Annotated in this window: 20 protein-coding genes; 8 read left to right on the forward strand and 12 right to left on the reverse strand. The window is 51.1% G+C overall.

Annotated features, from left to right (window positions below):
* Positions 1 to 46: 46 nt before the first annotated feature.
* Positions 47 to 1,354, reverse strand: coding sequence for a serine dehydratase subunit alpha family protein (locus AAZR23_RS12960; RefSeq protein WP_052927121.1), 1,308 nt, complete (start codon positions 1,352 to 1,354; stop codon positions 47 to 49).
* A gap of 423 nt (positions 1,355 to 1,777) precedes the next feature.
* Positions 1,778 to 3,124, reverse strand: coding sequence for an MATE family efflux transporter (locus AAZR23_RS12965; RefSeq protein ID WP_434693037.1), 1,347 nt, complete (start codon positions 3,122 to 3,124; stop codon positions 1,778 to 1,780).
* 199 nt (positions 3,125 to 3,323) lie between these two features.
* Here AAZR23_RS12965 and AAZR23_RS12970 point away from each other — a divergent pair, with 199 nt between their 5' ends.
* From AAZR23_RS12970 to mtr, 4 genes are all read left to right on the forward strand, one after another.
* Entirely contained in the window at positions 3,324 to 4,217 is an 894-nt protein-coding gene (locus tag AAZR23_RS12970) for a diaminopimelate dehydrogenase (RefSeq protein ID WP_054425029.1), read from the forward strand.
* Between the two features lie 380 nt (positions 4,218 to 4,597).
* Positions 4,598 to 4,696 carry a tryptophanase leader peptide gene (gene tnaC, locus AAZR23_RS12975; RefSeq protein WP_072056840.1) on the forward strand — a complete coding sequence of 33 codons (99 nt, stop codon included), beginning with the start codon at positions 4,598 to 4,600 and terminating at the stop codon, positions 4,694 to 4,696.
* Between the two features lie 133 nt (positions 4,697 to 4,829).
* Positions 4,830 to 6,227, forward strand: a complete 1,398-nt coding sequence (gene tnaA / locus AAZR23_RS12980) for a tryptophanase (RefSeq protein ID WP_046892081.1) — start codon at positions 4,830 to 4,832, stop codon at positions 6,225 to 6,227.
* An 81-nt stretch (positions 6,228 to 6,308) separates the two neighbouring features.
* On the forward strand, positions 6,309 to 7,553 hold the full coding sequence (mtr, locus tag AAZR23_RS12985) for a tryptophan permease (protein ID WP_107679431.1): 1,245 nt from the start codon (positions 6,309 to 6,311) through the stop codon (positions 7,551 to 7,553).
* Between the two features lie 8 nt (positions 7,554 to 7,561).
* Here the strand turns inward: mtr and AAZR23_RS12990 are convergent, their stop codons facing one another.
* Positions 7,562 to 9,673: a peptidase domain-containing ABC transporter gene (locus AAZR23_RS12990; protein ID WP_434693043.1), complete on the reverse strand. Its 2,112-nt coding sequence runs from the start codon at positions 9,671 to 9,673 to the stop codon at positions 7,562 to 7,564.
* Between the two features lie 34 nt (positions 9,674 to 9,707).
* Complete coding sequence (locus AAZR23_RS12995) at positions 9,708 to 11,132, reverse strand: HlyD family secretion protein (protein ID WP_218427518.1); 1,425 nt, start codon at positions 11,130 to 11,132, stop codon at positions 9,708 to 9,710.
* Between the two features lie 515 nt (positions 11,133 to 11,647).
* Here AAZR23_RS12995 and AAZR23_RS13000 point away from each other — a divergent pair.
* On the forward strand, positions 11,648 to 11,944 hold the full coding sequence (locus AAZR23_RS13000; RefSeq protein ID WP_166707084.1) for a hypothetical protein: 297 nt from the start codon (positions 11,648 to 11,650) through the stop codon (positions 11,942 to 11,944).
* A 166-nt stretch (positions 11,945 to 12,110) separates the two neighbouring features.
* On the opposite strand, the gene AAZR23_RS13005 is transcribed toward AAZR23_RS13000, so the two are convergent.
* Positions 12,111 to 12,938, reverse strand: a complete 828-nt coding sequence (locus AAZR23_RS13005; protein WP_107680561.1) for a phosphoenolpyruvate hydrolase family protein — start codon at positions 12,936 to 12,938, stop codon at positions 12,111 to 12,113.
* An 11-nt stretch (positions 12,939 to 12,949) separates the two neighbouring features.
* Positions 12,950 to 14,164, reverse strand: a complete 1,215-nt coding sequence (locus AAZR23_RS13010; RefSeq protein WP_434693048.1) for a Tm-1-like ATP-binding domain-containing protein — start codon at positions 14,162 to 14,164, stop codon at positions 12,950 to 12,952.
* Positions 14,165 to 14,381: 217 nt separating this feature from the next.
* Here AAZR23_RS13010 and AAZR23_RS13015 point away from each other — a divergent pair, with 217 nt between their 5' ends.
* Positions 14,382 to 15,032, forward strand: a complete 651-nt coding sequence (locus AAZR23_RS13015) for a TetR/AcrR family transcriptional regulator (protein ID WP_107680562.1) — start codon at positions 14,382 to 14,384, stop codon at positions 15,030 to 15,032.
* A 171-nt stretch (positions 15,033 to 15,203) separates the two neighbouring features.
* On the opposite strand, the gene AAZR23_RS13020 is transcribed toward AAZR23_RS13015, so the two are convergent.
* Positions 15,204 to 15,458: a GNAT family N-acetyltransferase gene (locus tag AAZR23_RS13020; RefSeq protein ID WP_434693051.1), complete on the reverse strand. Its 255-nt coding sequence runs from the start codon at positions 15,456 to 15,458 to the stop codon at positions 15,204 to 15,206.
* A gap of 78 nt (positions 15,459 to 15,536) precedes the next feature.
* Between AAZR23_RS13020 and AAZR23_RS13025 the strand changes: the two genes are divergently transcribed.
* Positions 15,537 to 16,565 carry an AbrB family transcriptional regulator gene (locus tag AAZR23_RS13025; protein WP_166707087.1) on the forward strand — a complete coding sequence of 343 codons (1,029 nt, stop codon included), beginning with the start codon at positions 15,537 to 15,539 and terminating at the stop codon, positions 16,563 to 16,565.
* 17 nt (positions 16,566 to 16,582) lie between these two features.
* On the opposite strand, the gene AAZR23_RS13030 is transcribed toward AAZR23_RS13025, so the two are convergent.
* Positions 16,583 to 17,065, reverse strand: coding sequence for a hypothetical protein (locus tag AAZR23_RS13030; protein WP_434693054.1), 483 nt, complete (start codon positions 17,063 to 17,065; stop codon positions 16,583 to 16,585).
* 205 nt (positions 17,066 to 17,270) lie between these two features.
* Here AAZR23_RS13030 and AAZR23_RS13035 point away from each other — a divergent pair, with 205 nt between their 5' ends.
* Complete coding sequence (locus AAZR23_RS13035; protein WP_434693056.1) at positions 17,271 to 18,887, forward strand: amidohydrolase family protein; 1,617 nt, start codon at positions 17,271 to 17,273, stop codon at positions 18,885 to 18,887.
* A gap of 73 nt (positions 18,888 to 18,960) precedes the next feature.
* Here the strand turns inward: AAZR23_RS13035 and fbpC are convergent, their stop codons facing one another.
* The 4 genes from fbpC to uhpC all read right to left on the reverse strand — a co-directional run bounded on the left by fbpC (position 18,961) and on the right by uhpC (position 24,621).
* A complete protein-coding gene (gene fbpC, locus AAZR23_RS13040) occupies positions 18,961 to 20,010 on the reverse strand; it encodes a ferric ABC transporter ATP-binding protein (RefSeq protein ID WP_054424270.1) in 1,050 nt (349 codons plus the stop codon).
* Positions 20,011 to 20,026: 16 nt separating this feature from the next.
* A complete protein-coding gene (locus AAZR23_RS13045; protein ID WP_434693059.1) occupies positions 20,027 to 22,105 on the reverse strand; it encodes an ABC transporter permease in 2,079 nt (692 codons plus the stop codon).
* 105 nt (positions 22,106 to 22,210) lie between these two features.
* Positions 22,211 to 23,242, reverse strand: a complete 1,032-nt coding sequence (locus AAZR23_RS13050; RefSeq protein ID WP_046895382.1) for an ABC transporter substrate-binding protein — start codon at positions 23,240 to 23,242, stop codon at positions 22,211 to 22,213.
* Between the two features lie 14 nt (positions 23,243 to 23,256).
* A complete protein-coding gene (gene uhpC, locus AAZR23_RS13055; protein WP_348770433.1) occupies positions 23,257 to 24,621 on the reverse strand; it encodes an MFS transporter family glucose-6-phosphate receptor UhpC in 1,365 nt (454 codons plus the stop codon).
* Between the last annotated feature and the right edge of the window lie 51 nt (positions 24,622 to 24,672).

Below are 24,672 nucleotides of genomic sequence, written 5' to 3' on the forward strand. Positions count from 1 at the left end.
CCGGTAAAGGAAAGGGGGCTTCCTTAAAAAGCCAAACCCGGAAAAATCAGGCTGATTTTGCCTTGTTTGCCATGATTTCAATAATCTGCACATCGGTGTGCTGCATAGAGAGGCTGGCCAGCGCACAGAGGTTAGCGATGGATTGATCCACCCCGTTGCAGACGATGCCGTCATTACCGCCGACACACTGCTGATTCATCGCCATCAGCACGGCTTTATAGGCTGCGCTGACGCCGCTGGAGACTTTCATCGCGCAGCTGTTGGATGCACCGTCACAGATAATCCCGCTGATATCACCAATCATGCTGCTGATAGCCATCGCCACCGGCTCGTATCTGCCTTCAAATAACCATGCAATACCGGCTGCGGAACCCATGGAGGCCGTGGTGGCCGCACACAGCGCGGAAAGCGGCGGGAACTGGCTGTGAATATAAATCGCCATCAGGTGGGACAATGTCAGGGCCCGGATAAGCTGTTCCTCATCCGCCTGTAAATATTCCGCCACCACCACCACCGGCTGGGTTGCGGCGATCCCCTGGTTACCGGAACCGGAGTTACTCATCGCAGGCAGTTGTGCGCCGCCCATACGGGCATCCGAGGCCGAAGAGGTACGGATCATAATGTCGGACAGCAGGTCTTTTGACAGCAGTCCGCGCTCACGCTGTTTCTCCAGCGAGCGGCCGATTTGTAACCCGTACGGGTTAGACATCCCTTCGCGGGCCAGTGCGTCATTCAGATCAGCAGCCTGCCGCATAAAATTGATCATCGAAACCGGTGCCTGAGTGGCGAAATCATAAATATCACGGGTGCAGGCACCGGCAAACGGATCATCACTGCCGCCCTGATGCGTGATGGCATCATCCCGGTAAATAATGGTGCCGTTGTGACTGATTTCTGTCACATGGGTATGATCACCGCAGATAGTGACTGTCGCCTGTTCGTCACCGCTGTATACCGTGGCTTCGGAGTACAGGACGTGGCTGCACGGTTCTTTGATTTCCACCGATACCGCACCGGAGGCGAGAAAGGCTTTTCCGGCCGCGATATCGTCTGCGGTCACACCACACAGCACATTCAGACCGGCATCCGGTTGTCCGCCGATAGCCCCGAGTGCTGCCGCGACCGGCAAGCCGGTCATCCCTGTTCCCGGAACGGTGACACCAAGACCATTTTTCATCAGGTTCGGAGAAACAAAGCAGCGGATCTGTTCCGGTGCACCGCGCAGGCATGCGGCTGCTTTTGCGGCAGCCAGCGCCAGTGAAATCGGTTCGGTGCAGCCTGTCGCCGGTTTGACTGACTGACGCAATACTGCGACAAAATTATTCCATTGATCAGGGGTGTGATGTGTTGCCATTTTTCAGCCTTAAATACGCGAATCCGTTATGTGGCTCAGTGTACCGAAAGGGCAGCAGAAAAATCCTTTCACAATTCAGGGGTATTTTCAGAATCCGGAGAAAAACTTTCTCCGGGGAATAAAAAATAGGGCGGATAAGGGGGAATGAAGCAAGAAATCGTCCGGAGGTGAAAAGAGATAAAAATACTTATCTAACTATTTGATTTAAATATATTATTGAATGTGATTTGTATGCATTATGTTATGCATAAATAAAAAAGTGTGATGTGAACCCGTGATATCAGTCACGAAAAACTGCGTATCCGGCTATTTATCAGCATATAATCCCGTATTTATTCTTTAATCTGATGTATTTTGGTGTAACAAGCTGGTGATTGAGGTGGTTCCCGCTGCACAATTGCAGCGGGGATTCTGACTGATTTATCAGCCTTCAATATCCAGCCGTTTTGACTGCCATTTTTTCGAGCGCCAGCGCCATGTATTCACAAGCCCGCGCAGCCACTCATCACACAGAAAACCAATCCAGATACCGAGTATTCCCATCTCCAGTTTGATGCCGAGCACATAGCCGACCGGCAGCGCGACACACCACATAAAGAACAGGGCGGTACAGAGCGGGAAACGGGCGTCACCGGCGGCACGCAGGGCGTTTACCATCACAATATTCAGCGTGCGTCCCGGCTCTAAAAAGACCGACAGCAGGAACAGCGGCAGCAGCAGTTTAATCACCGCCTGATCATCACTCAGCCCGTAAGCGAGGTGATCACGGAACAGCCAGAACAGAAAGACAATCGGAATGGTACTGAAGAAGCCGGTTTTCAGGCTTTTCATGCCGCGCTGATAGGCATCCTCAAAGCGTTTTGCCCCGACCAGATGCCCGACCAGGATTTCATTCCCGATGCTGATGGTTATCCCGAACAGCATAATAAACAGTGATAACTGGAAGTAGATGGTCTGCGCTGCCAGCGCGGTTTCACCCATCAGCCCGATAAAGGCGATGGCAACCATATAATGCAGCATCCAGACCAGGTTCTCCCCGGCAGACGGCAGACCGACATGCAGGATCTGCCTCAGCATATTTTTAGACCAGTGAAACAGCATGCGCGGCACGAATTTGATCCGCAGGCCGTAAAAGAGCAGACCGCACAACAGCGCCACGGCAATCAGGCGTCCGGCCACGGTGGACCAGGCGACACCGACCAGCCCGTACTGCGGCAGACCGAACAGGCCGTACAGCACAATACAGTTACCGACAACAGTCACCACGTTGGCGACCAGCGTGACATACATTGCCGGTTTGGCTCTGCCGTACACCCGCAGACAGGCCGCCAGAATGATGGTTACCGCCTCCGGAATTAAACAAATCCCCAGAATATGCAGATAGTTAAAGGCATCTTCCATCAGATGTTCCGGCGTATTCATCAATTCCAGAATTTTATAACCGAAAATAATGGTAAATCCGGCGGACAATAATCCGAGCAACAGGTTGAACGTGATGGAGATATGGATTGCCTGACTGGCCTTATCCCGTCTTCCCGCCCCGATATACTGGGCGATGACCACGCTGCACCCGACACTGATAAAGTTAAAAATAGTGATAAACAGGTCAAATGCCTGGTTACCGACCGCCATCGCCGCCAGATATTTTGACGACACATGGCTGACCATCCAGGTATTAATCAGGAAGGTGGAAAAGTGTAATAACAGGTCGATAAAAATCGGCCAGCTTAAGGAAAAGAGCCCGCGCTCTGTCACATCAGACTGATGCATGACGACCTTCTGTAAAGAGTGTGATTTTTGTTCCGGGACGGATACAGGGAGCCGGATTCTACCAGGATAATATTACTGAGAATAGCGAAAGGTGAAAAATAAAACATTTTTTTCATAACTAATTAAGAAATCAATGTTTCCTTTCATAAATAAGTATGATTTCCTTATCAGACTAATCAATGATGACAGAGAGAATTCCGTGAAAAAAATACGAGCCGCCGTCGTTGGTTACGGCAATATCGGACAATATGCGATTGAGGCGCTGGAAGCTGCCGCTGATTTTGACATTGCAGGGATTGTACGACGCAATCCGTCTGCTGCTGATGCACACTCTGTGTATCCGGTGGTGGCGGATATCCGTGAACTGAGCAATGTGGATGTGGCACTGTTGTGCTCACCGACCCGCGCTATCCGTGCGGTTGCCTCAGAGATCCTCGCACTGGGGATTAACACCGTGGACAGTTTTGACGTTCACAGTGACATTGTCGCGCTGAAAACACATCTTGACCCGATTGCCCGTGCCGGGGAGTGTACTGCTATTATCTCGGCAGGCTGGGATCCGGGGTCCGACTCCATTATCCGCACGCTGATGCAGGCGATGGCACCGAAAGGGCTGACTTATACCAACTTCGGGCCGGGAATGAGCATGGGCCACAGTGTCGCCGCCAAAGCGATCCCCGGTGTAAAAGATGCGCTTTCCATGACCATCCCGCTGGGCACCGGTGTCCATCGCCGCATGGTTTATGTTGAGATTGAGCAGGGGCATGATATTGAGACCGTGACTGCCGCGCTGAAAGCCGACAGCTATTTTGCCTCCGATGAGACACATGTCCGTCAGGTGGACAGCGTGGATGCCCTGAAAGATGTGGGGCACGGTGTCTCCATGACACACAAAGGGGTCTCCGGTAAAACGCATAACCAGCTGTTTGAATACAGCATGCGTATCAATAATCCGGCACTGACCTCCCAGTTTATGGTGTCTGCGGCACGTGCCGCCTGCCGTCAGCAGCCGGGGGCATACAGCGTGATTGAGATCCCGCCGGTGAATTTCCTGGCCGGTGATGTGAACAGCTGGATCAGTAAACTGGTGTAGTGATATTTCAGTCACAAAACAGCGCTGAAAAAAGTGGTGAAAACCACTTTTTTATTATCTGAAAAACGAATAATTAAATTAACTGTTATATCCGCAATGTTATTGTCACAACTATTTTTTATAAATATAAAAAACACAGGGGAACCTGATGCTTTCAGGTGTTATTCCTGTTTTTATTAGTACAGGATACAGATAATAAATGAGAGAGTAATTAATTACCACGGCAATTGATTAGCAATGCTTAATTTATATTGATTTTTATATGAAATCATCATGATTATTTAATATATACAAATACAATAATTGAGATGTTGATCATAGACAAAAGAACTATTCAATGTAATTTTGTGCATTACTTATCCACCCAGAGGGCTTTGTGTATGAATTTCTTATCCATCCCAAGTCATCTTGCCGGTGTCTGCCTCGTGCAGGCATGGTTCAATATTGATCATCGCATTTCAAACTTCTTCCCTGAGTAATTCTCCGTCCGCGTATTACCACAAAAATTAATTAAAAACACGCTGATATAACGTGGCTGTATTTCTGCATTTTCTTTTCATGAAAATGCAGCGGATAAATATATCCGGCAGCCCGAAACCGGAGAGTAAAATAATGAAACGTATTCCTGAGCCGTTCCGTATTAAAATGGTCGAAAATATCCGGATGACAACCCGTAATGAGCGGGAAGTTGCCCTGAAGGAAGCCGGATATAACCCGTTTTTATTACCGGGTGATGTGGTCTTTATTGACCTGCTGACCGATTCCGGTACCGGTGCGATGAGTGACCGCCAGTGGGCCGGGCTGATGATGGGGGATGAGGCGTATGCCGGTTCCCGTAACTACTATCATCTCTGTGATCAGGTGAAAAAACTGATTGGCTATCCGTTTACTATCCCGACACACCAGGGCCGCGGTGCCGAGCAAATTCTGTTTCCGTCACTGATCGCCCGCCGCCGCAAATCCGGGGCGGATAAGCCGGTCTTTATCTCCAACTTCCACTTTGATACCACGGCTGCCCATGTGGAGTTAAACGGCGCGAAAGCGATTAACGTGGTCACACCAAAAGCCTTTGATACAACAACCTATTATGACTGGAAAGGGGATTTCGATTTAGATCTGCTCAATGCGGCGATTGCAGAACACGGTGCAAAAAATGTGGCAGCGATTGTCACCACCGTGACCTGTAACAGTTCCGGCGGTCAGCCGATTTCACTGGCAAACATGAAAGCCGTGTATGAGATCGCCAAAAAGTACGATATCCCGGTGGTGATTGACTCAGCCCGCTTCTGTGAAAACGCCTGGTTTATTAAGCAGCGCGAAAAAGGGTATGCGGATAAGTCAGTGAAAGAGATCGTCAAAGAGATGTATAAATACGGCGATATGCTGACAATGTCGGCGAAAAAGGATTCACTGGTCAATATCGGCGGTCTGTGCTGTTTCCGTGATGACGAAGATCTGTTTAACGAAGTGCGCACCCGCTGTGTGCCGATGGAAGGCTTTGTCACTTACGGCGGTCTTGCCGGGCGTGATATGGAAGCACTGGCTATCGGACTGGAAGAGGGGATGGATGAGGATTACCTCCGCTACCGTATCACACAGGTGGAATATCTGGGTGAACGCCTGCGCGAAGCCGGTATTCCGATTCAGTATCCGGTCGGCGGCCATGCTGTCTTTGTCGACGCGAAGAAAATGCTGCCGCATATCCCGGGGGATCAGTTCCCGGCACATGCGCTGAATAACGAGCTGTTCCTGGAGTCCGGTATCCGCGGGGTGGAAATCGGTTCGCTGCTGCTGGGACGTGACCCGGAAACCGGTATTCAGAAGCCGTCACCGATGGAATTGCTGCGCCTGACGATCCCGCGCCGTGTCTATACCAATGACCATATGGATTATATCGCGGATGCCTTTATCCGGCTGAAAGAAAAAGCCGCGGATATCAAAGGGCTGACATTTACCTATGAACCGCCGGTTCTGCGTCACTTTGTCGCCCGCCTGAAACCTGTCATGTAACCCTGTCGTCTTACAGGAGGATGCCCTGCATCCTCCTGATTTCAAACATAACGATAATATTAAGCCACCAGAGGTACTCTTATGGCTACTGTTCCTGCGTCCTCTGTTTCGCCGTCAGTATTCGGCGGAGCAATGATTATCGGCGGAACTATCATTGGTGCGGGGATGTTTTCCCTGCCGGTGGTAATGTCCGGTGCATGGTTTTTCTGGTCGATTGCAGCACTGGTATTCACCTGGTTTTGTATGCTGCACTCAGGATTAATGATTTTGGAAGCCAACCTGAATTACCGGATTGGCTCCAGTTTTGATACGATCACCCGCGATCTGCTGGGAAATGGCTGGAATATTATTAACGGCCTGACTATTGCGTTCGTATTGTATATTCTGACCTATGCCTATATTTCCGCCAGCGGTTCGGTACTGAGTCACACCTTCGCGCAGGCGGGGATTGCACTTCCGGCACGGATGGGCGGATTTCTGTTTGCCCTTGCCGTCGCGTTTATTGTCTGGCTGAGTACCAAAGCCGTCAGCCGGATGACGACGATTGTGCTCGGTGCCAAAATCCTGACATTCTTTATGACATTCGGCGGTCTGCTGTGGAATGTCAAACCGGCGGTCTTACTGAATGTGGCGCAGCCGGACGCCTCTTATCTGCCTTATGTCCTGTTTACCCTGCCGTTTTGTCTGGCCTCGTTCGGGTTCCACGGTAATGTGCCGAGCCTGATGAAATATTACGGCAAAGAGCCCGGCAAAATCCGCCGCTGTCTGACGATCGGTACACTGATGGCGCTGGTGCTCTATATTATCTGGATGCTCGGTACGATGGGGAATATTCCGCGTCCGGACTTTATTCCGATTGCGGAAAAGGGCGGTAATATTGATGTGCTGGTTCAGGCGCTGAGTGGTGTGCTGCACAGCCGCGGTCTGGAACTGCTGCTGATAGTGTTCTCTAACTTTGCGGTGGCCAGTTCATTCCTTGGTGTGACGCTGGGGTTGTTTGATTATCTGGCGGACTTATTCAAATTTGATGACAGTAAAACCGGCCGTCTGAAAACAGCAGTGGTGACATTCTCCCCGCCGATGCTGGGCGGATTGCTGTATCCGGACGGCTTTATTTATGCCATCGGCTTTGCCGGTCTGGCGGCGACGGTCTGGGCCGCGATTGTCCCGGCACTGCTGGCCCGCGCATCCCGCAAACGCTTCGGCAGCCCGCAGTTCCGGGTCTGGGGTGGGGAGCCCATGATCTGGCTGATCCTGAGCTTCGGGGTACTGAACGCAGTGGTACATATTCTGTCAAGCTTCAGCCTGTTACCGGTCTACCGGTAAACCTCACTTTAAGCGGCAGGGTTATCAAGTTTAATAACCCTGTCCGCTGACTCAATCGTTGATTCACGATGAGCGATAATAATCCGGGTGATCGGCAACTGACTGATCGCCTGGTTGACATAAGATTCACTCTCTTTATCCAGCGCACTGGTCGCCTCATCCATAAACAGGATACGCGGTCTGCGGTACAGCGCCCGGGCAATAAATACCCGCTGTTTCTGCCCGCCGGAAAGCTCTTCACCCAGTTCACCGATCAGCGTTTCATATCCCATCGGCATCGATGTAATCACGTCGTGAATATAGCTGGCCTGTGCACAGGCGATCATCAACTCCTCGTCGGGATTTTCGGTGAATCCGCAGATGTTCTCGCGGATCGAGCCGGAAAACAGTTTGTCATCCTGCATCACGCAGGCGATCATTTTGTGGTAGTTATTGACGCCGAGCTGGCGGATATCGATGTTATCAATAAACACTTTGCCGTCAGAGGGTTCAAACAGACCGCACAGCACTTTCATCAGCGTGGTTTTCCCCGAACCGGACGGCCCGGTGATCGCCACACTTTCACCGGGCGCGACCGACAGATTAATATCACGGAAAATCGGTGCGGACTGGCTGTCATAGCTGTACGCCAGACTGCGGGTTTCCAGCCCGGCGGCCTGCATCTGCGGCTCGTACGGTACATCCGGCTTCTTATTTTCCTGCTCATTCAGGGCGATATCGGAAATACGTTCGTTATGCAGACTCATGATCCGCAGTTGCAGCAGGAATTCAATGATGGACGCGGCACGGTCAGAAAACTGCTCACGGTAGGCACTGAACGCAACAAACATCCCGAGGGTCATCGTATTGTCGATCACCATCGTGGCGCCGATCCACAGAATAACGATCTGATCGCAGGCCATAATAAAGGTGTTTACCCCGCCGAACATCAGATCCATTTTGGTCAGGCGGATGCCGGTATTGATGGAATCCACTTTCAGATTCAGCCAGTGATTACCCCGGCGCTCGCTCATGCCCTGGGTTTTTACCGTGGTGATCCCGTAAAGGGATTCCATAAAGTACGACCCGGCGCGCGCCTCTTTAATCAGCGACTCTTCCGATAGCTGGCGGTAATAGCCGTACGTTGCCAGCCGCAGGCCGATATACACCGCGGTAAAGGCCAGCACAATCCAGGTGAGACTGCCGCCGTAAAGGATCATCATGATAAACACGCCGATCAGCATGATGCCGTCCATGATCGCCCCGACCACGCTGGTGGTAAAGGTGGTACGCAGGATATCGAGCGAGCCGAAACGGGACTGAATGTCTCCGAGTTTACGCCGCTCAAAGTAGCTGAGCGGCAGACGCAGCAGGTGCGTGAACAATCCGGACTGCCACTGGACGTTGATCAGCGTTTCCATCACCAGGCTCGCCCAGGCGCGGCACATACTGACGGCGGCTTTCAGCAGAATAAAGAACAGCAGCCCGATACAAATCAGGGACAACAGCCCCTGATCCCCGGCAGGGATCGCGTGGTCCATCACCAGCTGGGTACCGACCGGCATAATCAGCCCGATGGCCTCAATCACCACCGAAAACGCGAAGATTTTCAGCAGAGCTTGTTTCAGCCCGTGAATATTACCGATAAGCTTGCGCAGGCTGAGTTTTTTCACCACCTCCTGTTTGGTGAAGGTGCTGCCGGGCCAGGCTTCCAGGGCCACGCCGGTGAAATTACGCGACATCTCCTCTATGCCGACCACCCGGCGGCCGTATGCCGGGTCGTGCAGAATAAATTTATTACCGCTGATTTTGACCAGTACCAGGAAGTGATTGAAATCCCAGTGTAAAATACAGGGAAGCCGCAGATTCGGCAGATCATCCATATCCAGCGACAGGGCGCGGGTGGTCATCCCCAGCTCCGACGCCATGCCGGTGAGACCGGTCAGTGTCGCGCCGCGGGCCGAGAGATTGAACTTCTGACGCAGGGAAATCAGATCAATACTTTTACCGTAATGCGCGGAGATCATCGCAAGGCTGGCCAGACCGCACTCGGATGACTCAGTCTGGTGAATAACCGGAATGCTTCTGCGCAGGCTGAGGTCGAGCTTTTCCAGCAGGTTTTTTAAGGATAAACGGCGCATACGGCCTCCCGGTCAGATAACAGAATCCGTTCTGTCATGGTGTGTCTGCTCCTGTTTTTCCGAATGCACCCAGTGAGTTAACCACCGGAGTGGTGTCCTCAGTGTGATCCGGTGACGGGATCTCAGCCAGTGCGGCCAGTTTCTGTGTTTCGCCGATAATGCCTGCCAGCGGGTTTTCCGTGGTGAATTCCACCGGCCCGGAGGCGCTCTGCTTCATGTCATAGAATGGTGAAACCATCCACTGATAGATTTTTCGTTTTTCCAGAAACAAACTGGTATTGGCTTTCATACCGTTTTGCAGGCTGAGTTCGCGGCCGTCATACGCAATCATCTGTTTTTCCGGGCGGATAATGACTTTGTAGTAGGGGATGGACTGCGGCATCTGACTGACTTTTGGTGCACCGGCGTAGGTCATCATTTCCTGCGGTGAGGCCGGGGTTTTGGAAATCATCTGAATGGAGGCAGCGAACTGGCCGAATTTTTCCGCCGGGAACGCCTCATAGCGGATATTCACGGCATCACCGATGTTCAGATAAGGGAGTGCATCATTGGGTACCCAAAGCACCAGCCAGTACTGACTGATATCTTCCGGCAGGATCTGGAGCAGGGTATCACCCGGATTAACCATCTGCCCGACCGTCACGCCGAGGGAATCCACACGGCCGTCAGTCAGGGCACGGACAATAATTTCGCCGCCGACATCGGTATTGACCATCTCTTTCTGCAACTCATAGCGCTGCAGTTCCATCTGATAAATCCGGTTATCAAATTCCGCAGCCTGAGTCAGGATCTGGCTTTCCAGTGAGGTAATTTGCAGGGCATTCTGTTCGTTCTGACCGCTTAATCCCAGCAGGCTGTTTTGCTGGGAATAGTAAGTCACGACCTGATTAAGCAACTGGTCTTTATTAATTAATCCCTGTTTCTGATAGGACCGGTAATTCTCCATATTGTTTTTCATAATGGAGATCCCTTCTTCGGCACGTTTTACAATACCTGCCGAGCGTTTGTAGGCATCAATATACAGCGATTTTTGTTTTTCCAGCGCATCCAGGGTATCGCGTTTATTATCTTCCAGGCGGGTGATCATACTATCAACCCGCAGAAGCTGGCCTTCAATTTCCCGGCGCTGATTATCACTGACCACACCGCTGGACGTTGTTTTGCTGACATCGATTATGTAAACCGGATCCCCTTTTTTAATATGCTGGCCTTCACGGACATATTGTTTCGTGACAAATCCCTGAGCATTAGCATAAATAGTAACGGCCCGCGGAAATGTGGTGACTTCACCGGTGGCATTGACCTGCCTGGTGTAAGATCCGAAAATAATAAAAATAAGAAAAACTATCAGGAATACGGAACATGCGGCCATAATTATCCACAGCGGAATTCCGGGCAGCAATAACGCTTTCCCCCGCCATTTCATTTTCCTGTTATCAAGTGCTTCCTGCCGGAACAATATGGACTCCAATCCTTAAAAGAGACAGTTATCCGTTAACATACGTAGCCTGCCTCTGTTTCAAACGGTAATTTTAGTCTCAGGAGATATTTTATCGTATCCGAAATTATACTTAATTATATAAAATAGCCGGTATAACGCTACTATTCCTGTCTATTATCAGAATTATCGCAGTAAATAACATGATTTGAGTATTTAATATTGTTGCGTAAGTATTTGGTGTATTATTGTGAACGTAAAATGAGATTTTAATATGTAAACGCGTATTAATACTTGCGTAATTTATTCTTATATTGTGAATTAAAATAGCAATAATATATTTTTTTCTAAGTGTAATTACATAAAATACAGTGTTTGGTAAGTCAAAATAAATAATCCATTTTTTTTTATGTTCTGAAGGAGTATACTCCGGGACAATTACAGGAATTATATCTTCTCCTGTAAGAACTACTGCGGTTATTAGTTAAAACCCGGTAACGGATATTGTCCCGATAGGGAATTAAAGGAATAAAATTATGAAAGAATTAACAACTCTGGAAATGAATGAAGTTAATGGCGGCCTGTTAGGTCTGGGTCTGGTATTCGGTGGTATCGGTGCTACTATGGGCACTGCTATCGGCGGTATCGTTGATGCAGGTTGTTCTGCAGGCGGCTACAAAACTAACTTCAAAGTATCCGGCGCAATGCTGGGTGGCGGTATCGGTGCGGCTGTAGGCCTGAGCCCGATCCTCGCAACAGCAGGTATCGGTTTTGGCGTGACCAGCATTGTCAGTAATGCAAAAAGCATTAAAGCACAGAAAAAAGGTGCATAATTAAATACAGTATTATTATGGTTGCTGAAAAGCATATTTATCCGTAATGAAACTGGTATATATACAAATCCGCCGGATCATTTATGAGGGCGGATTTTTTGTATGAAAAAAATGCCTGCAATATATATTGCAGGCACCTGGTGTTGACTTGAAATAAATAATTTAATTATCTTGTTATATTTTTAAATGCTTCGGTGGTGGCTTTTAGTGCCACTTCTGTCGGTAAACGCTCCATGGAACTGGCCCCGTAAAAACCGTGGCAGTCCGGGCAGCGATCTAAAATGTATTGTGCATCTTCCGGTGTCGCAATAGGACCGCCGTGACACAATACAATAATATCCGGACGAATCGCTTTTGCTGCTTTCGCCCAGTCATTAATCATCTCAGCACAATCATCCAGCGTAGTCGCTGTTTCTGCCCCGATATTACCGCCGGTGGTCAGACCCATATGCGGCACGAGGATATCCGCACCGGCGTTGGTCATGGCAATGGCATCTTCACGGCTGAAAACATACGGCGTGGTCAGCAGATCTTTTTCACGTGCTTTGCGGATCATCTCCACTTCCAGCGCATAACCCATCCCGGTTTCTTCCAGATTTGCGCGGAATTTACCGTCGATCAGGCCGACTGTCGGGAAGTTCTGTACGCCGGAAAATCCGGTGGCTTTGATATCGTCGAGGAATTTATCAAACTGACAGAACGGGTCGGTGCCGTTTACACCGGCCAGTACCGGGGTGTGTTTGACAACCGGCAACACTTCTTTTGCCATATCCATAACGATTTCATTGGCATTACCGTAAGCCAGCAGACCGGCCAGTGAGCCGCGTCCTGCCATCCGGTAACGGCCGGAGTTATAGATAACGATGAGATCGATACCGCCGGCTTCCTCACATTTTGCAGACAGACCGGTACCGGCACCGCCGCCGATAATCGGTTCACCGCGTGAAATCATATCATTGAATTTTTTCAGTAATGCGTCACGGGAAAGTGGCATCTTGTGTCTCCTTATTTCGCCCGTAATTGCTGGTGTTGGTTAATGACAAAACGGGTAAATTCCGGGTCATTAATATGATACGGGCATTTGCGTAAAATTCGTTTTTCTGTTTGTTTATAATGTGTTTTGAACGCCTCAATAAAGGCGCGGTCAGCTTCCGGCGACCAGAAAGGCATACCTTCAGCGTCGAGAGCGGAGAAACCGCCTTCCGGAATGATAAAAATGACATCACCGTGACACTGGTTCAGTTTTTCTGCTATCCAGCGCCCCATCTGTGCATTTTCTTCCGGGGTGGTACGCATCAGGGTGACCTGGGCGTTATGATGATAAAACTGACGATCAGCATATTTTTCCGGAACCGTGGACGGGCGGCCGAAATTGACCATGTCCAGTGCGCCGCAGGAGGCGATATACGGTGTCTGTGAGCGGGCTGCCGCACCGAAACGATCGTCATCACAGGCCAGTACGCCGCCGAAAAGATAGTCACACACTTCCGTGGTGGTCAGGTCAAGGACGCTGTCGAACTGATGATCATCCGTCAGTTTTTCCATGGCTTTACCGCCGCTGCCGGTCGCGTGAAAGACCAGACAATCGTAATCCGCTTCCAGTTCTTTGCTGATTTGCTGAATACACGGGGTGGTGACGCCGAACATCGTCAGGGCAACGGCAGGTTTATCAGTTACCTGCTCTTCCTGACAGAAGTAAACCGCCCCGGCAATCTGATTAGCCGCATTACGGAGAACTTTACGTGAAATTCGGTTCAGGCCGGAGACATCAGTGACAGAGTAGAGCATGGCAATATCGCTTGCGCCGATATAGCCGGAAATATCACCGGAGGCCATGGTGGAAACCATGAGTTTGGGGATGCCGACAGGCAGGGATTGCATTGCTGGTGTAATCAGTGCCGTTCCACCGGATCCGCCCAAACCGAGAAGTGCTGCAATATCATTTTGTTTTGCAAGGAAATGCTCAAAGGCGACAGCCATAGCCGCAATCGCACGGCCGCGGTCGCCGCAGAAAACCGCGCTTTCGCCGTCAGGGTGACAGGCGGCGACGTCGCGGGCGCAGACATCCGCTTCCCGGGTCAGCTGACCGGGTTTTGTGGTTAAATCCACAGTCCGTACTGCCAGGCCGGTGCGCTGAATCAGCTCACTGACATAAAAAATCTCATCACTTTTGGTATCAAGCGTTGTGGCGATATAGACAGCGCCTTTATTGCTGTTCATGGTTAACCTCAAAGGGATATCGGATGTCTGATAACGCATCATAACCATAATGAGACTGTAGTATCATTTTGTTTGCACGATTTTGAGACATCCATCTCAATTTGTCTACATTTAAATCATTTTTTTGACAAAAAAACAGCATTAGGGTGTTGCGGGCAGGGATGTTGTGTAAGATAGCCGCGAAAAATTCACAGAAATCATGAAAGGAAAATCAGTTATGGCCTGTACTGATGACGGAACACCTTACTCCGGCACGCGTAAGCGGACATTTAATCTGCTGGTTAATACCGCGCTGACCCTGTTTGAACAGGGCGCGATTCCGTCAGTCTCTGAACTGGCGGCGGAAGCCGGGGTGTCACGGGCAACGGCTTACCGCTATTTTCCGACACAAAGTGATTTAATCGCCGCGACAGTCGATGCCAGCCTCGGGCCGATTCTGACCTGGCGCTCTGACAGTCCGGAAACCCGCGACCGCATGGAGCAGTTGCTGGCGTTTGCTTATCCGCAAATGTTCCGCCACGAAGGTGCACTGCGTGCAGCACTGTATGTGTCATTACAGCAGTGGGCGCAGGATCGTTCGGCATCGGCCAAATCGCAGATTAATGAAGAGAAAAAACTGGTCAGAGGCCACCGTAAGGCGATTCTGGCCAATGTCACGGAGCCGCTGAAGGCGCATGTCGATCAGGAAACACTGGATAAAGTGGTCCGCGCATTCTCACTGGTGTACGGCTCGGAAGTGTTCCTGGTGATGAAAGATATCTGGAAGATGAATGACGGTGAAGTCATTGATATTACACAGTGGATGGCAAAAGCGATTCTGAATCAGGCCATGGCGGACAGCCGGGCGCAGCAGGATGAACAGCCGTAATAACGGCTGTTGAGATTGCTGACAAAGCAGGATAAAACGTGGTTTTTCCTGCTTTGTGTTATCAGCTGAAAATCAATAAATTGATTTTCCTGGTTTATTTTTACAACCTCTGCCGGACGTCGCCAACCCCTGCGGGTTTGTCAACGGCCTGAACAGCCGTAATAACGGCTGTTATAATGTCTTGCGGAAGTAAATACGCTCATGCGTCCGGGGATAGAATTCCGGTGTCAGCACTTCCTCAAAACCCATTTTCAGATAAAAAGGGCGAGCCCGGAAACTGAAAGTATCCACCCGGGCAAATTTTGCACCACGCTCACGGGCGCTCTCCTGCGCCTGACGAATTAACGCTGTATTGATACGCTGCCCGCGCAGGCCATTCTGCACCACACTGATCTCCGCCTCTGATGGCGAGAAAGTAACCCGCATAATTATATCCTCTGTAATTAATTTGTTCCGGTGATAAACTGATTTTCTGTACCGGCAACCGGCTGAAATAATAACAATATGAATATAATCAAAACAGCAGCGGGAATTTCAGCCTGTTTCGCCACCGGGTCAGGGCTGGCATATCTGAATGTGCCGATGGCACTGATGTTCGGCCCCATCATTCTGATTATTATTGTGCACCGTTTCAATGTTTCGCTCACTATCCCCGGGGGAACATTAACCTTTGTTCAGATGGTACTCGGGACATCCGTCGGGCTGATGTTTATCCGTGTCGATCTCAGTCAGTTTGATAATCTTCTGCTGATTATGCTCACGATGGTGTCGTGTCTGGCCGTACAGTTTACGGTCAGTTTTCTCTGGTTCCGCAAACGGGTGGGGTGGTCAGTTCAGGAATCGCTGCTGGGTGCGGTACCCGGGGCAATGGCGGCGATTCTGGCGCTGACAGATCATACCGGTACGCCGCCGCAGAAGGTGGTGATTTCGCATACTATCCGTCTGATCATCCTGATTATGCTGGCGGGCGTGGTGGTCGGCAGTGATCATCCTGTCCCGCCGCCTGCGGATATTCCGCCGCAGAGTCTGGTGTCCGTACTGTGGCTGCTGGTGATTGCGGTGTGCGGGTATCTGTCCGGCAAAGTGCTGGAAAAAATCAATGTTCCCGCCCCGTTTATGCTGACGTCACTGGGTGCGGCGATTGCCGTGCAGAGCATGGTGAGTACTTACATTGTTTTCCCGCTGCCGCTGAATGATATCAGTATGACGCTGATTGGCATGTATATCGGGCTTTATTTTGTGCTGTTTCCGCTGCGCTCACTGCTGCGTAATATGGTGATTTCCGCACAGGTGGTGCTGATCAATATTATGCTGACCGCGCTGATTGCATTCGGTGCTTCTCACCTGACCGGGTTTCCCTTCCCGGTGCTGCTGCTTTCCTGGGCTCCGGGCAGTATGGAAGCGATGACATTTGCTGCGATTACCATGGGCATTGATGCGGGTTTTGTGATGCTTAACCATATTCTCCGCATGCTGATTATTCAGAGTGTGCCGTCAGTGGTGCTGTATATTCAGGAACGACGGAGTAAATAATTAAGCGTAGTAAGTCATTACTCCGCTTTTTTCACGGTCAGCCGCAGGGAATAAACCGGATCAGAACTTCCGCACATAGTGCCGTAAGCTGCACCTTTGATCTTTATACGGACGTTGCCGCGCTCAGGCGGTATTCCCTGCAAACGGGCGGCGATCAGCGGCCGCTGGCCGGCTTTCATCACCCGTGTCTGCCACTCCTCTTTGGTGACAAGCGGAAGCCATTCCCCGGCCTCATTTTCTGACATCAGCGTGACCGTCATCCAGTCTGGTTTATCACTGACATAAAACGGGATCATCCCGGTATTCCGTGCGATTTCCGCAGTCTGATCATACGGCTGACCGGCCACCGCATCCGGCAGCGGGATTTTTGTCACTGATTCTGATGGCGTAAACAGGGCCATACTGCCGCACATGGCACCATAAAATACCCCGCAGCCGCTTAACATCCCGCACAGCAGCAGTACAGACAGTCCCCTGACAAACAAATAAGCCGGACGCATTATTGTTTCTTCCCTGATATTCAGACAGAAAATATATCAGTCAGTATAAAAAAAGCGCACGGTAAAAACTGTGTCCGGTGTCAGCCGGGACAGAAAATCACACAATATGTACTGGTTAATACGAATCAGTCTTGTTAGACTTTAAATGTGTACTATGTAGTACATTTTGTGGGTATCTGTTAACTGTGTGAGGAGCAATAATTCAATGACAGAGAAAGCGCAGGATCCGTCAAGACGGTCTTTCCTGAAAAATGCCGGTCTTGGTACTGCGGGGCTGGCTGCAGGTGTACTCGGCAGCCATTCTGCATTAGCGGGTGGTAATGCCGTGCTGGCGGGTGCTGATGATAAAAATAAACGCTATATCAAAACCGATAAGCGTAATAAGCTGATTTATAACGGCTATCTTATCACTATGGATGAAAAATACGGTGATATTGCTGACGGCGCAGTGCTGGTTGACGGTGATAAAATCGTCGATGTCGGTCCGGTGTCCAAATTTGCCGGGGTTGATGCGGAGCTGATTGATGCCGACGGCGGGATTATTCTGCCGGGGATTATCGACAGTCACCGTCACACCTGGATGTCACTGCTGCGCGGGATCTCCGCAGATATGTCACTGGCCGGTTTCCTGGGTTCCACTTTCTACGGTATCGGCTCGGTTATGGAGCCGGAAGATATCCGTATGGCGGCGCTGGTGGGATCAGTGGAGGCACTGAACGCCGGGGTGACGACCATTCTTGACTGTTGTGACTGTGTTAACTCACCGGATCATGCACCGGCAGCGATTGAATCCCTGCGCGCCTCCGGTATCCGCAGTATCTATGCCTATGGTATGCAGGCGTATGATTATAAAGGCAGTAACCGCTTCCGCAGCCATCAGCAGCGCCTGGAGGTCATGAAAAATATCCATCAGCACTATTACGGTCACAGTAATAAAAGCCTCAACCAGATGGGGGTTCTGCTGAGTGATTTCGGTACGATTCCGTTTGCTGATACCGCGAAAGAGATTGAGCTGGCCAATGAACTGGGGATTTTTGTGGCGTCCCATACCGGGGCGGCAGAAAAATCTATTCTTCTTAAAGGGTTACATGAGCTGAAACACAATAATCTGCTTAAGCCCGGCCATCTCCATATCCATTGTACTTCTCTCGATAACAGTGAATGGAAGATCCTGAAAGAAACCGGCGGTAAAGTTTCTATCGCACCGGAAACCGAAATGCAGATGGGGATGGGGCGTCCGCCGTTCCGCGCCAGTATTGACCACGGTTTTAAACCCGGACTGAGCAGCGATATTGTGTGTGTCGGCTCCGGTGATCTGTTCTCACAGATGCGTCTGGGTCTTCAGTTCCAGCGTTGTATGGATAATGAAGCGGAAGCAAACCGCACCGGCAAAACCACCACTAAGATTGACCTGAGTGTGCGTGATGCGCTGACCTGGGCAACACACGGCAGTGCGGAAGCGATGGGGATGGAGAAAGAAATCGGCTCCATCAGCAAAGGTAAAAAAGCAGATATTATTATCGTTTCCCAGAAAGAAGCGTTTGTGCCATCCAGTTATCCTGCGGGCTCAGTGGTGCTGCAAACCACTGCGTCCGGGGTGGATACTGTTATCGTCAACGGGGATGTGAAAAAACGTTTTGGTCAGCTGACACAGCAGAATACGGACAAAATCCGTTCCGATGCGACAGAAGCATTGCACCGTATTCAGAAAGCGGCGAAAAAGCTGCCGGAACAGACCGCAGCGGAAGTGGCGGCATTCTTTGATACCGCTCAGGAACAGGCGCGTGAGAATTTCTCAGCCGGTTACCGCTATAAAAAATAATTGACCGTGCAATTGTGAGCAGCACAAAAAAACCGCCTCTTTTCACGGAGGCGGTTTTGCATTCAGGGAAAAATTACCGCTCTTCCGGCAGAATAAACATACCGTAAGGGTGGATTTGCAGGAACAGACTGTCGCCGACAGACGGCTGTAATTGTGTGGCGTTAATCTGCAACAGCATCGATTGTCCGTGCCAGTCGACGGTCACTTCATACTGCGGCCCCATATACGCCACGTGAGATACAGTACAGCGCTGGCTCTCATCACCCTGTAAACTGAGGGTAATGGCTTCCGGGCGTACGCCCACGGTGACATTGGTTTTTTCCGTGACAAACTGCGGCGGACGCGGCAGGCGATAGCTGAAAATCTCAACGGCATCACCGGTCAGAGTGGCCGGGAAGATATTGGCGTCCCCCATAAAGCTTGCCATAAACTTCGAGGCAGGCTGACGGTACAGCTCCTGCGGCGATCCCAGCTGCATGATTTTCCCTTTGTTCATCACCAGCACCATATCCGAGACCGCAAAGGCCTCGCTCTGATCGTGGGTCACATACAGGGAGGTGATATTGAACTGCTGCTGCAATTCACGGATTTTCTCCCGCATGCTGCGGCGCAGGTTGGCATCGAGGTTACTCAGCGGTTCATCAAATAACAGCACTTTCGGTTTGAGGATCAGTGCACGTGCCAGTGCGACACGCTGCTGTTGTCCGCCGGAGATCTGATCGACAAAGCGATCGCCGAACCCGGCCAGATCGACCAGTTCCAGCGCCTCTTCCACGCGCTCTTTAATTTCAGCTTTCGGGCGTCCCAGCATTTTCAGCCCGTAGCCGACGTTATCACCGAGGGACATATGCGGGAACAGCGCGTAAGACTGGAACACCATACAGATATCACGCTGCTGGATGGAACGGTCTGTGACATCTTCGCCATCGATAAACATTTTACCTTCGGTCGGTTTTTCCAGTCCCGCCACCAGACGCAGCACGGTGGTTTTCCCGCAGCCGGACGGGCCGAGCAGAGTGACCATACTGCCCGCCGGAATAGAAAGACTTAAATCGTCGATGACCGTATTGGTGCCAAAGCGTTTAGTCACATTTTTTAATTCAACAAAACTTTGTTGTGTCATGTCGGTTACTCCATGATTACTGTGCATTTTTGGCTTTGGAACGTGAAACACGGGCTTCGCCAATCAAAAAGTCGAACAGGAAAATAATCGCCAGCATCACGACGATCAGGATTGAGCCATAGGCAATCGCCACACCGTACTCGCCGTCTTCCACGCGGTTCAGAATATAGGCGGTGGCCACACGGGTATCCGGTGTCACGAGGAACACAATGGCACTGACCGTGGTGATGGCGCGGACAAAGCTGTAAATCAGCGCAGACAGGATCGCCGGACGCAGCAGCGGCAGCAGGATGTGGAAAATCGTCCGCATCGAACCGGCCCGCAGGCTGAGTGACGCCTCGTCGAGAGATTTGTCGATTTGTCCCAGACCGGCGATACCGGCGCGGATACCGACCGGCACATTTCGCATCGTCATGGAGATAATCACGATTGCCGCCGTCCCGGTTAAATAGAACGGGGAATCGTTAAAGGCGAGGATGTAAGACACACCCGCCACCGTACCCGGCACTGCGAAGCAGAGCATCGTGGTAAATTCGATGGTTTTTTTGCCGCGGAATTCCTGGCGCACCACAATGTAGGCGATCAGCAGACCGAGCACTGCGGTGATTGGTGCGGCGATCCCGGCGTAGAGCAGGGTGTCGATCAGTGAAGGCCATGCGCCGTCATTCATGCCCTGACCGAACAGCTTGATAAAGTTATCCAGGGTTAAGGTGTAATCCACGCCCCAGTTCACGGTAAAGCTGCCGTAGAAAATACTGCCATACAGCACCAGGTTGAAGATGACCCAGATAGCGAGGAACGTGGTGACAAAAGCGACCAGCGCGGCAGGCAGCGGCTGGACATCCCCGCGGTACGATTTACCGGATACCGTGACATAAGAGCGTTTGCCGATCCACATATACTGCACACAGAACACCAGCAGTGAGAAGACCAGCAGGGAAGCGCCGAGGGTACTGGCGGCCTGATAATCGAGCTGGGAACCGGTGATATAGAAATAGATCTGGGTGGCGAGCACGTCAAAGTTACCGCCGAGTACCAGCGGGTTACTGAAGTCTGCCAGGGATTGCACAATCACGATCAGGAATGCGTTAGCCAGCGCCGGTTTCAGCAGCGGCATAAAGACGTTGAAGAACGTCTGAAAACGGTTGGCGCGCAGGGTGTAAGACGCTTCTTCCAGCGACGGGTGAATGGTTTTGATGGCACCGTCGAGGATCATAAAGGACATCGGTGTAAAGGCGAGCACCTGTGCCAGCCAGATCCCGGTGAAACCGTACAGCCAGTTAGTGTTTTCCAGCCCCGCATAGGTGGCGAGGAATTCAGTCACATAACCGGAACGCCCCATCATCAGGGTGACACCCAGGCCGACAATAAACGGCGGGGTGACAATCGGCAGAATGGAGAACACGCGGCCGATAACCGCCGAGCGTTTTGCGATACGGCTGGTATAAATCGCCAGAATCAATCCGAAGAAGGTACAGCCCGCACCGACTGCCAGCGAGAGCATCACGGAGTTCCAGATGACCTGCACAATATGGGACTGTGTGAGAATCGATACAAACGCAAACGGCGCAAAATCCCCGTTATTGTCGGTGAACATCGGGATAAAAATCGCGACACTCGGGAACACAATAAACAGCGCAATCAGCCCGACCACCGCAATCAGCGAGCCGATAACAAACTGGTCACCGCCCAGCCATTCCAGGCGCTTAAGGGCGAGGGTCATAATCATGCCGAGTGAGATAAACAGCACGATAGCGGAATAGCCCAGGCCTTTTCCTTCCCATACGGCGCTGACAATCGCCACTACCGCCGTCAGAACAGCGACAGCGATATCGGTATAGTGACGTCCCCGCTGGTCGCGGGATGCCGGCGTCAGCGAACGGAAAAACAGCACTGACGGCAGAAGATACCAGAGCCAGCTGACATTCAGCCCGCTCCAGCCGTAAGCGGCAAAAATTTCATCTGGTGTGGAGTCGGTTAAACCATAATCCAGGCTCCAGGACGGCAGCAGGGCAAAGCCCAGCCACGCGATCAGCAGCCATAAGAAGATGGAATCCCGTCCCTGTTTTGAAGACAGAGTCAGGGTCTGAGACATAAAGACACTCCCTTGCTCATTTTCATCCGGGCGAATGAGTCAGAACAATATAATAATTATAATTAAAATAACGCCGCGCGGCAGGACACCGCGCGGCGGACAACATTACTTACTCATTTTGACTTCGGTGACCCACTTATTGATCAGATTCTTACGGGTATCTGCATCGCCGTATTTATCCATATCGTAGTTGATCAGTTTCAGATCAGAGAGTTTCAGTGACATTGGCGAGGATTCAGCCGTGGTATTGGTCAGGATCTGGTAAGATTTACCCTCTTTCCAGCTGATTTCCTGGGCTTCTTTGGACAGTACGAAATCAACGAACAGTTTGGCGTTGTCCATATTGCGGGCATTTTTCAGGATACTGATACCGCCGATTTCATAACCGGTGCCTTCACACGGGGAAATTAACTCCAGTGGTGCGCCGTTTTCCACTTCCAGCGAATAGTCGTGCAGGAAGCCGATACCGATAGCGGATTCACCACGGGCGGCGTTACGCGCCGGGGCGATACCGGATTTGGTGTACTGGGAGATATTGCTGTTGAGTTTTTTCAGGTAATCGAATGCCTGATCGGTGCCCCACAGCTGGTCAAATGTCGCCAGCGCGGTGTAAGCAGTTCCGGAGCTTTGCGGATCAGCAATCTGGATTTCGCCTTTGTATTCCGGCTTGGTCAGATCTTTCCAGCAGGTCGGGATTGGCAGGCCTTTCTCTTTCAGACGATCTTTGTTCACACCGAAACCTAAGATGCCGACATAAACCGCAGAAGAGTAGTTGCCTTTGCGTTTGGCCGGATCACGGAACTGCGGCATGATCTGATCTAAATTCGGGGATTTGTACGCTTCCAGCAGATCCATCTCACCCGCCTGTGAATGCGGATCTAATGTGCCGCCGTACCAGACGTCAGCCTGCGGGTTGCGTTTTTCCGCTTCGATTTTGGCCAGGGTGCTGCCGGAACCGTTACGGACAAACGTGGTTTTCACATCATATTTTTTGGCGAAGGCCTGTGTTTCCGCTTCACACATGGCGTTGGTCGCACTGCAGTAAACCACCAGACGACCGGCGGCATTTGCGGATGTGGTAACAGCGGCCAGTGATAAACCGGCAGCGGCGAGAGCAGAGAGAGTCTTGAGTTTCATTATAAGTTTATTCCTTATTGTAGGGTTCTGTCACCGGAGAGTGAAACAGAGCCTGCCAGATGTTCCCGCTTGCTGACATTAGCTATCAGCAGCGGCATCAGCAGTAATCCCGTCAGTGCCGCGGCACTGGTCAGCAGGGTAAACATGCCCTGCCAGCCGTAATGTGCCATGACCTGCGCGAGCGGCCACCCGGCCATTGCCGCCCCTAAGTAGGCGTAAAGACCCAGGTAACCCGTTACCGTACCGGCGGCTTTTTTATGGCAATATTCTGTCGCCGCCAGTCCGATTAACATTTGCGGCCCGAATACAAAGAAGCCGGTACTGAAGAAACACACTGCCAGCAGTCCGTAATGATGAATCGGTATTAACCACAGGGCACTGACAGCAATAAACAGGCCGAGGGAAAACAGCAGAATCATCGGGGCGCGCTGACCACGGAATAAAATATCCGATCCCCAGCCTGCACAGACCGCACCCAGCAAACCACCCAGTTCAAACAGTGACAGCGTCGCGTTGGCACTGAGCAGATTGCTGCCGTGTGTTTCGGATAACCACAGGTTTCCCCAGTCATTGATCGCCATCCGGATGAGATAAACGAGAATGTAGGAAAAACCGAGTAACCAGATCATCCGGTTACATAAAATTGTCTCTTTCAGGATCACCCGCATCGGCAGCGGCGGGGATAACTGCTCCTGACGCAGTTCTGACGGGTCATGCCGCCATTGTCCGACAGACGGTAATCCTTCCTCCTGCGGCGTGCCGTGCAACCGGCCGCACAGCCACAGGCCGGTGACCATCCCGATAATACCGGGGACTATCAGGGCAGTCTGCCAGCTGTAACGGGTCGCCAGCCAGGCGGTCAGCAGCGGCAGGGTAATACCGCTGAGGTTGATGGAGATATTCCATAATCCCCACCAGAAGCCGCGCTCGTTGCGTGAATACCAGTGTGTCAGAATGCGCGCACACGGCGGCCAGCCCCAGCCCTGAAAAAATCCGTTCAGTGTCCAGACAATCAGCAGAGCAGGGAATGACAGGCACCAGGCAAACACAATATTCAGCACACCGGTCATAAACAGTCCGGCACCCATAAACCAGCGGTAACCGGTGATATCATGGAAAATCCCCGATACAAATTTTGACAGGCCGTAGCTCAGATAAAACGCGGTCGCTATCAGACCGATATCACTTTTATCGAGATGCAGTTCGGTCTGCATCACCGGCATCACAAAGTTGAAGCTCTTCCGGGTCAGATAAAACGTGGCGTAACCGATTATCATCGATAACATCAGTTTGTTGCGCCAGAATTGATAGGTTTTATCCATGGTTTCGGTCTGTTTTCCGGCCATTATGTTATTTTCCGTTCTGGCTGCAAATGTAATCAATCTGTCAACAAAAAGGATGAGAGAAGGTAGTAGATGACTAGGAATAAG

It is taken from the genome of Morganella sp. Je.2.23 (genome assembly GCF_051129855.1).
Classification (GTDB): domain Bacteria; phylum Pseudomonadota; class Gammaproteobacteria; order Enterobacterales; family Enterobacteriaceae; genus Morganella; species Morganella sibonii.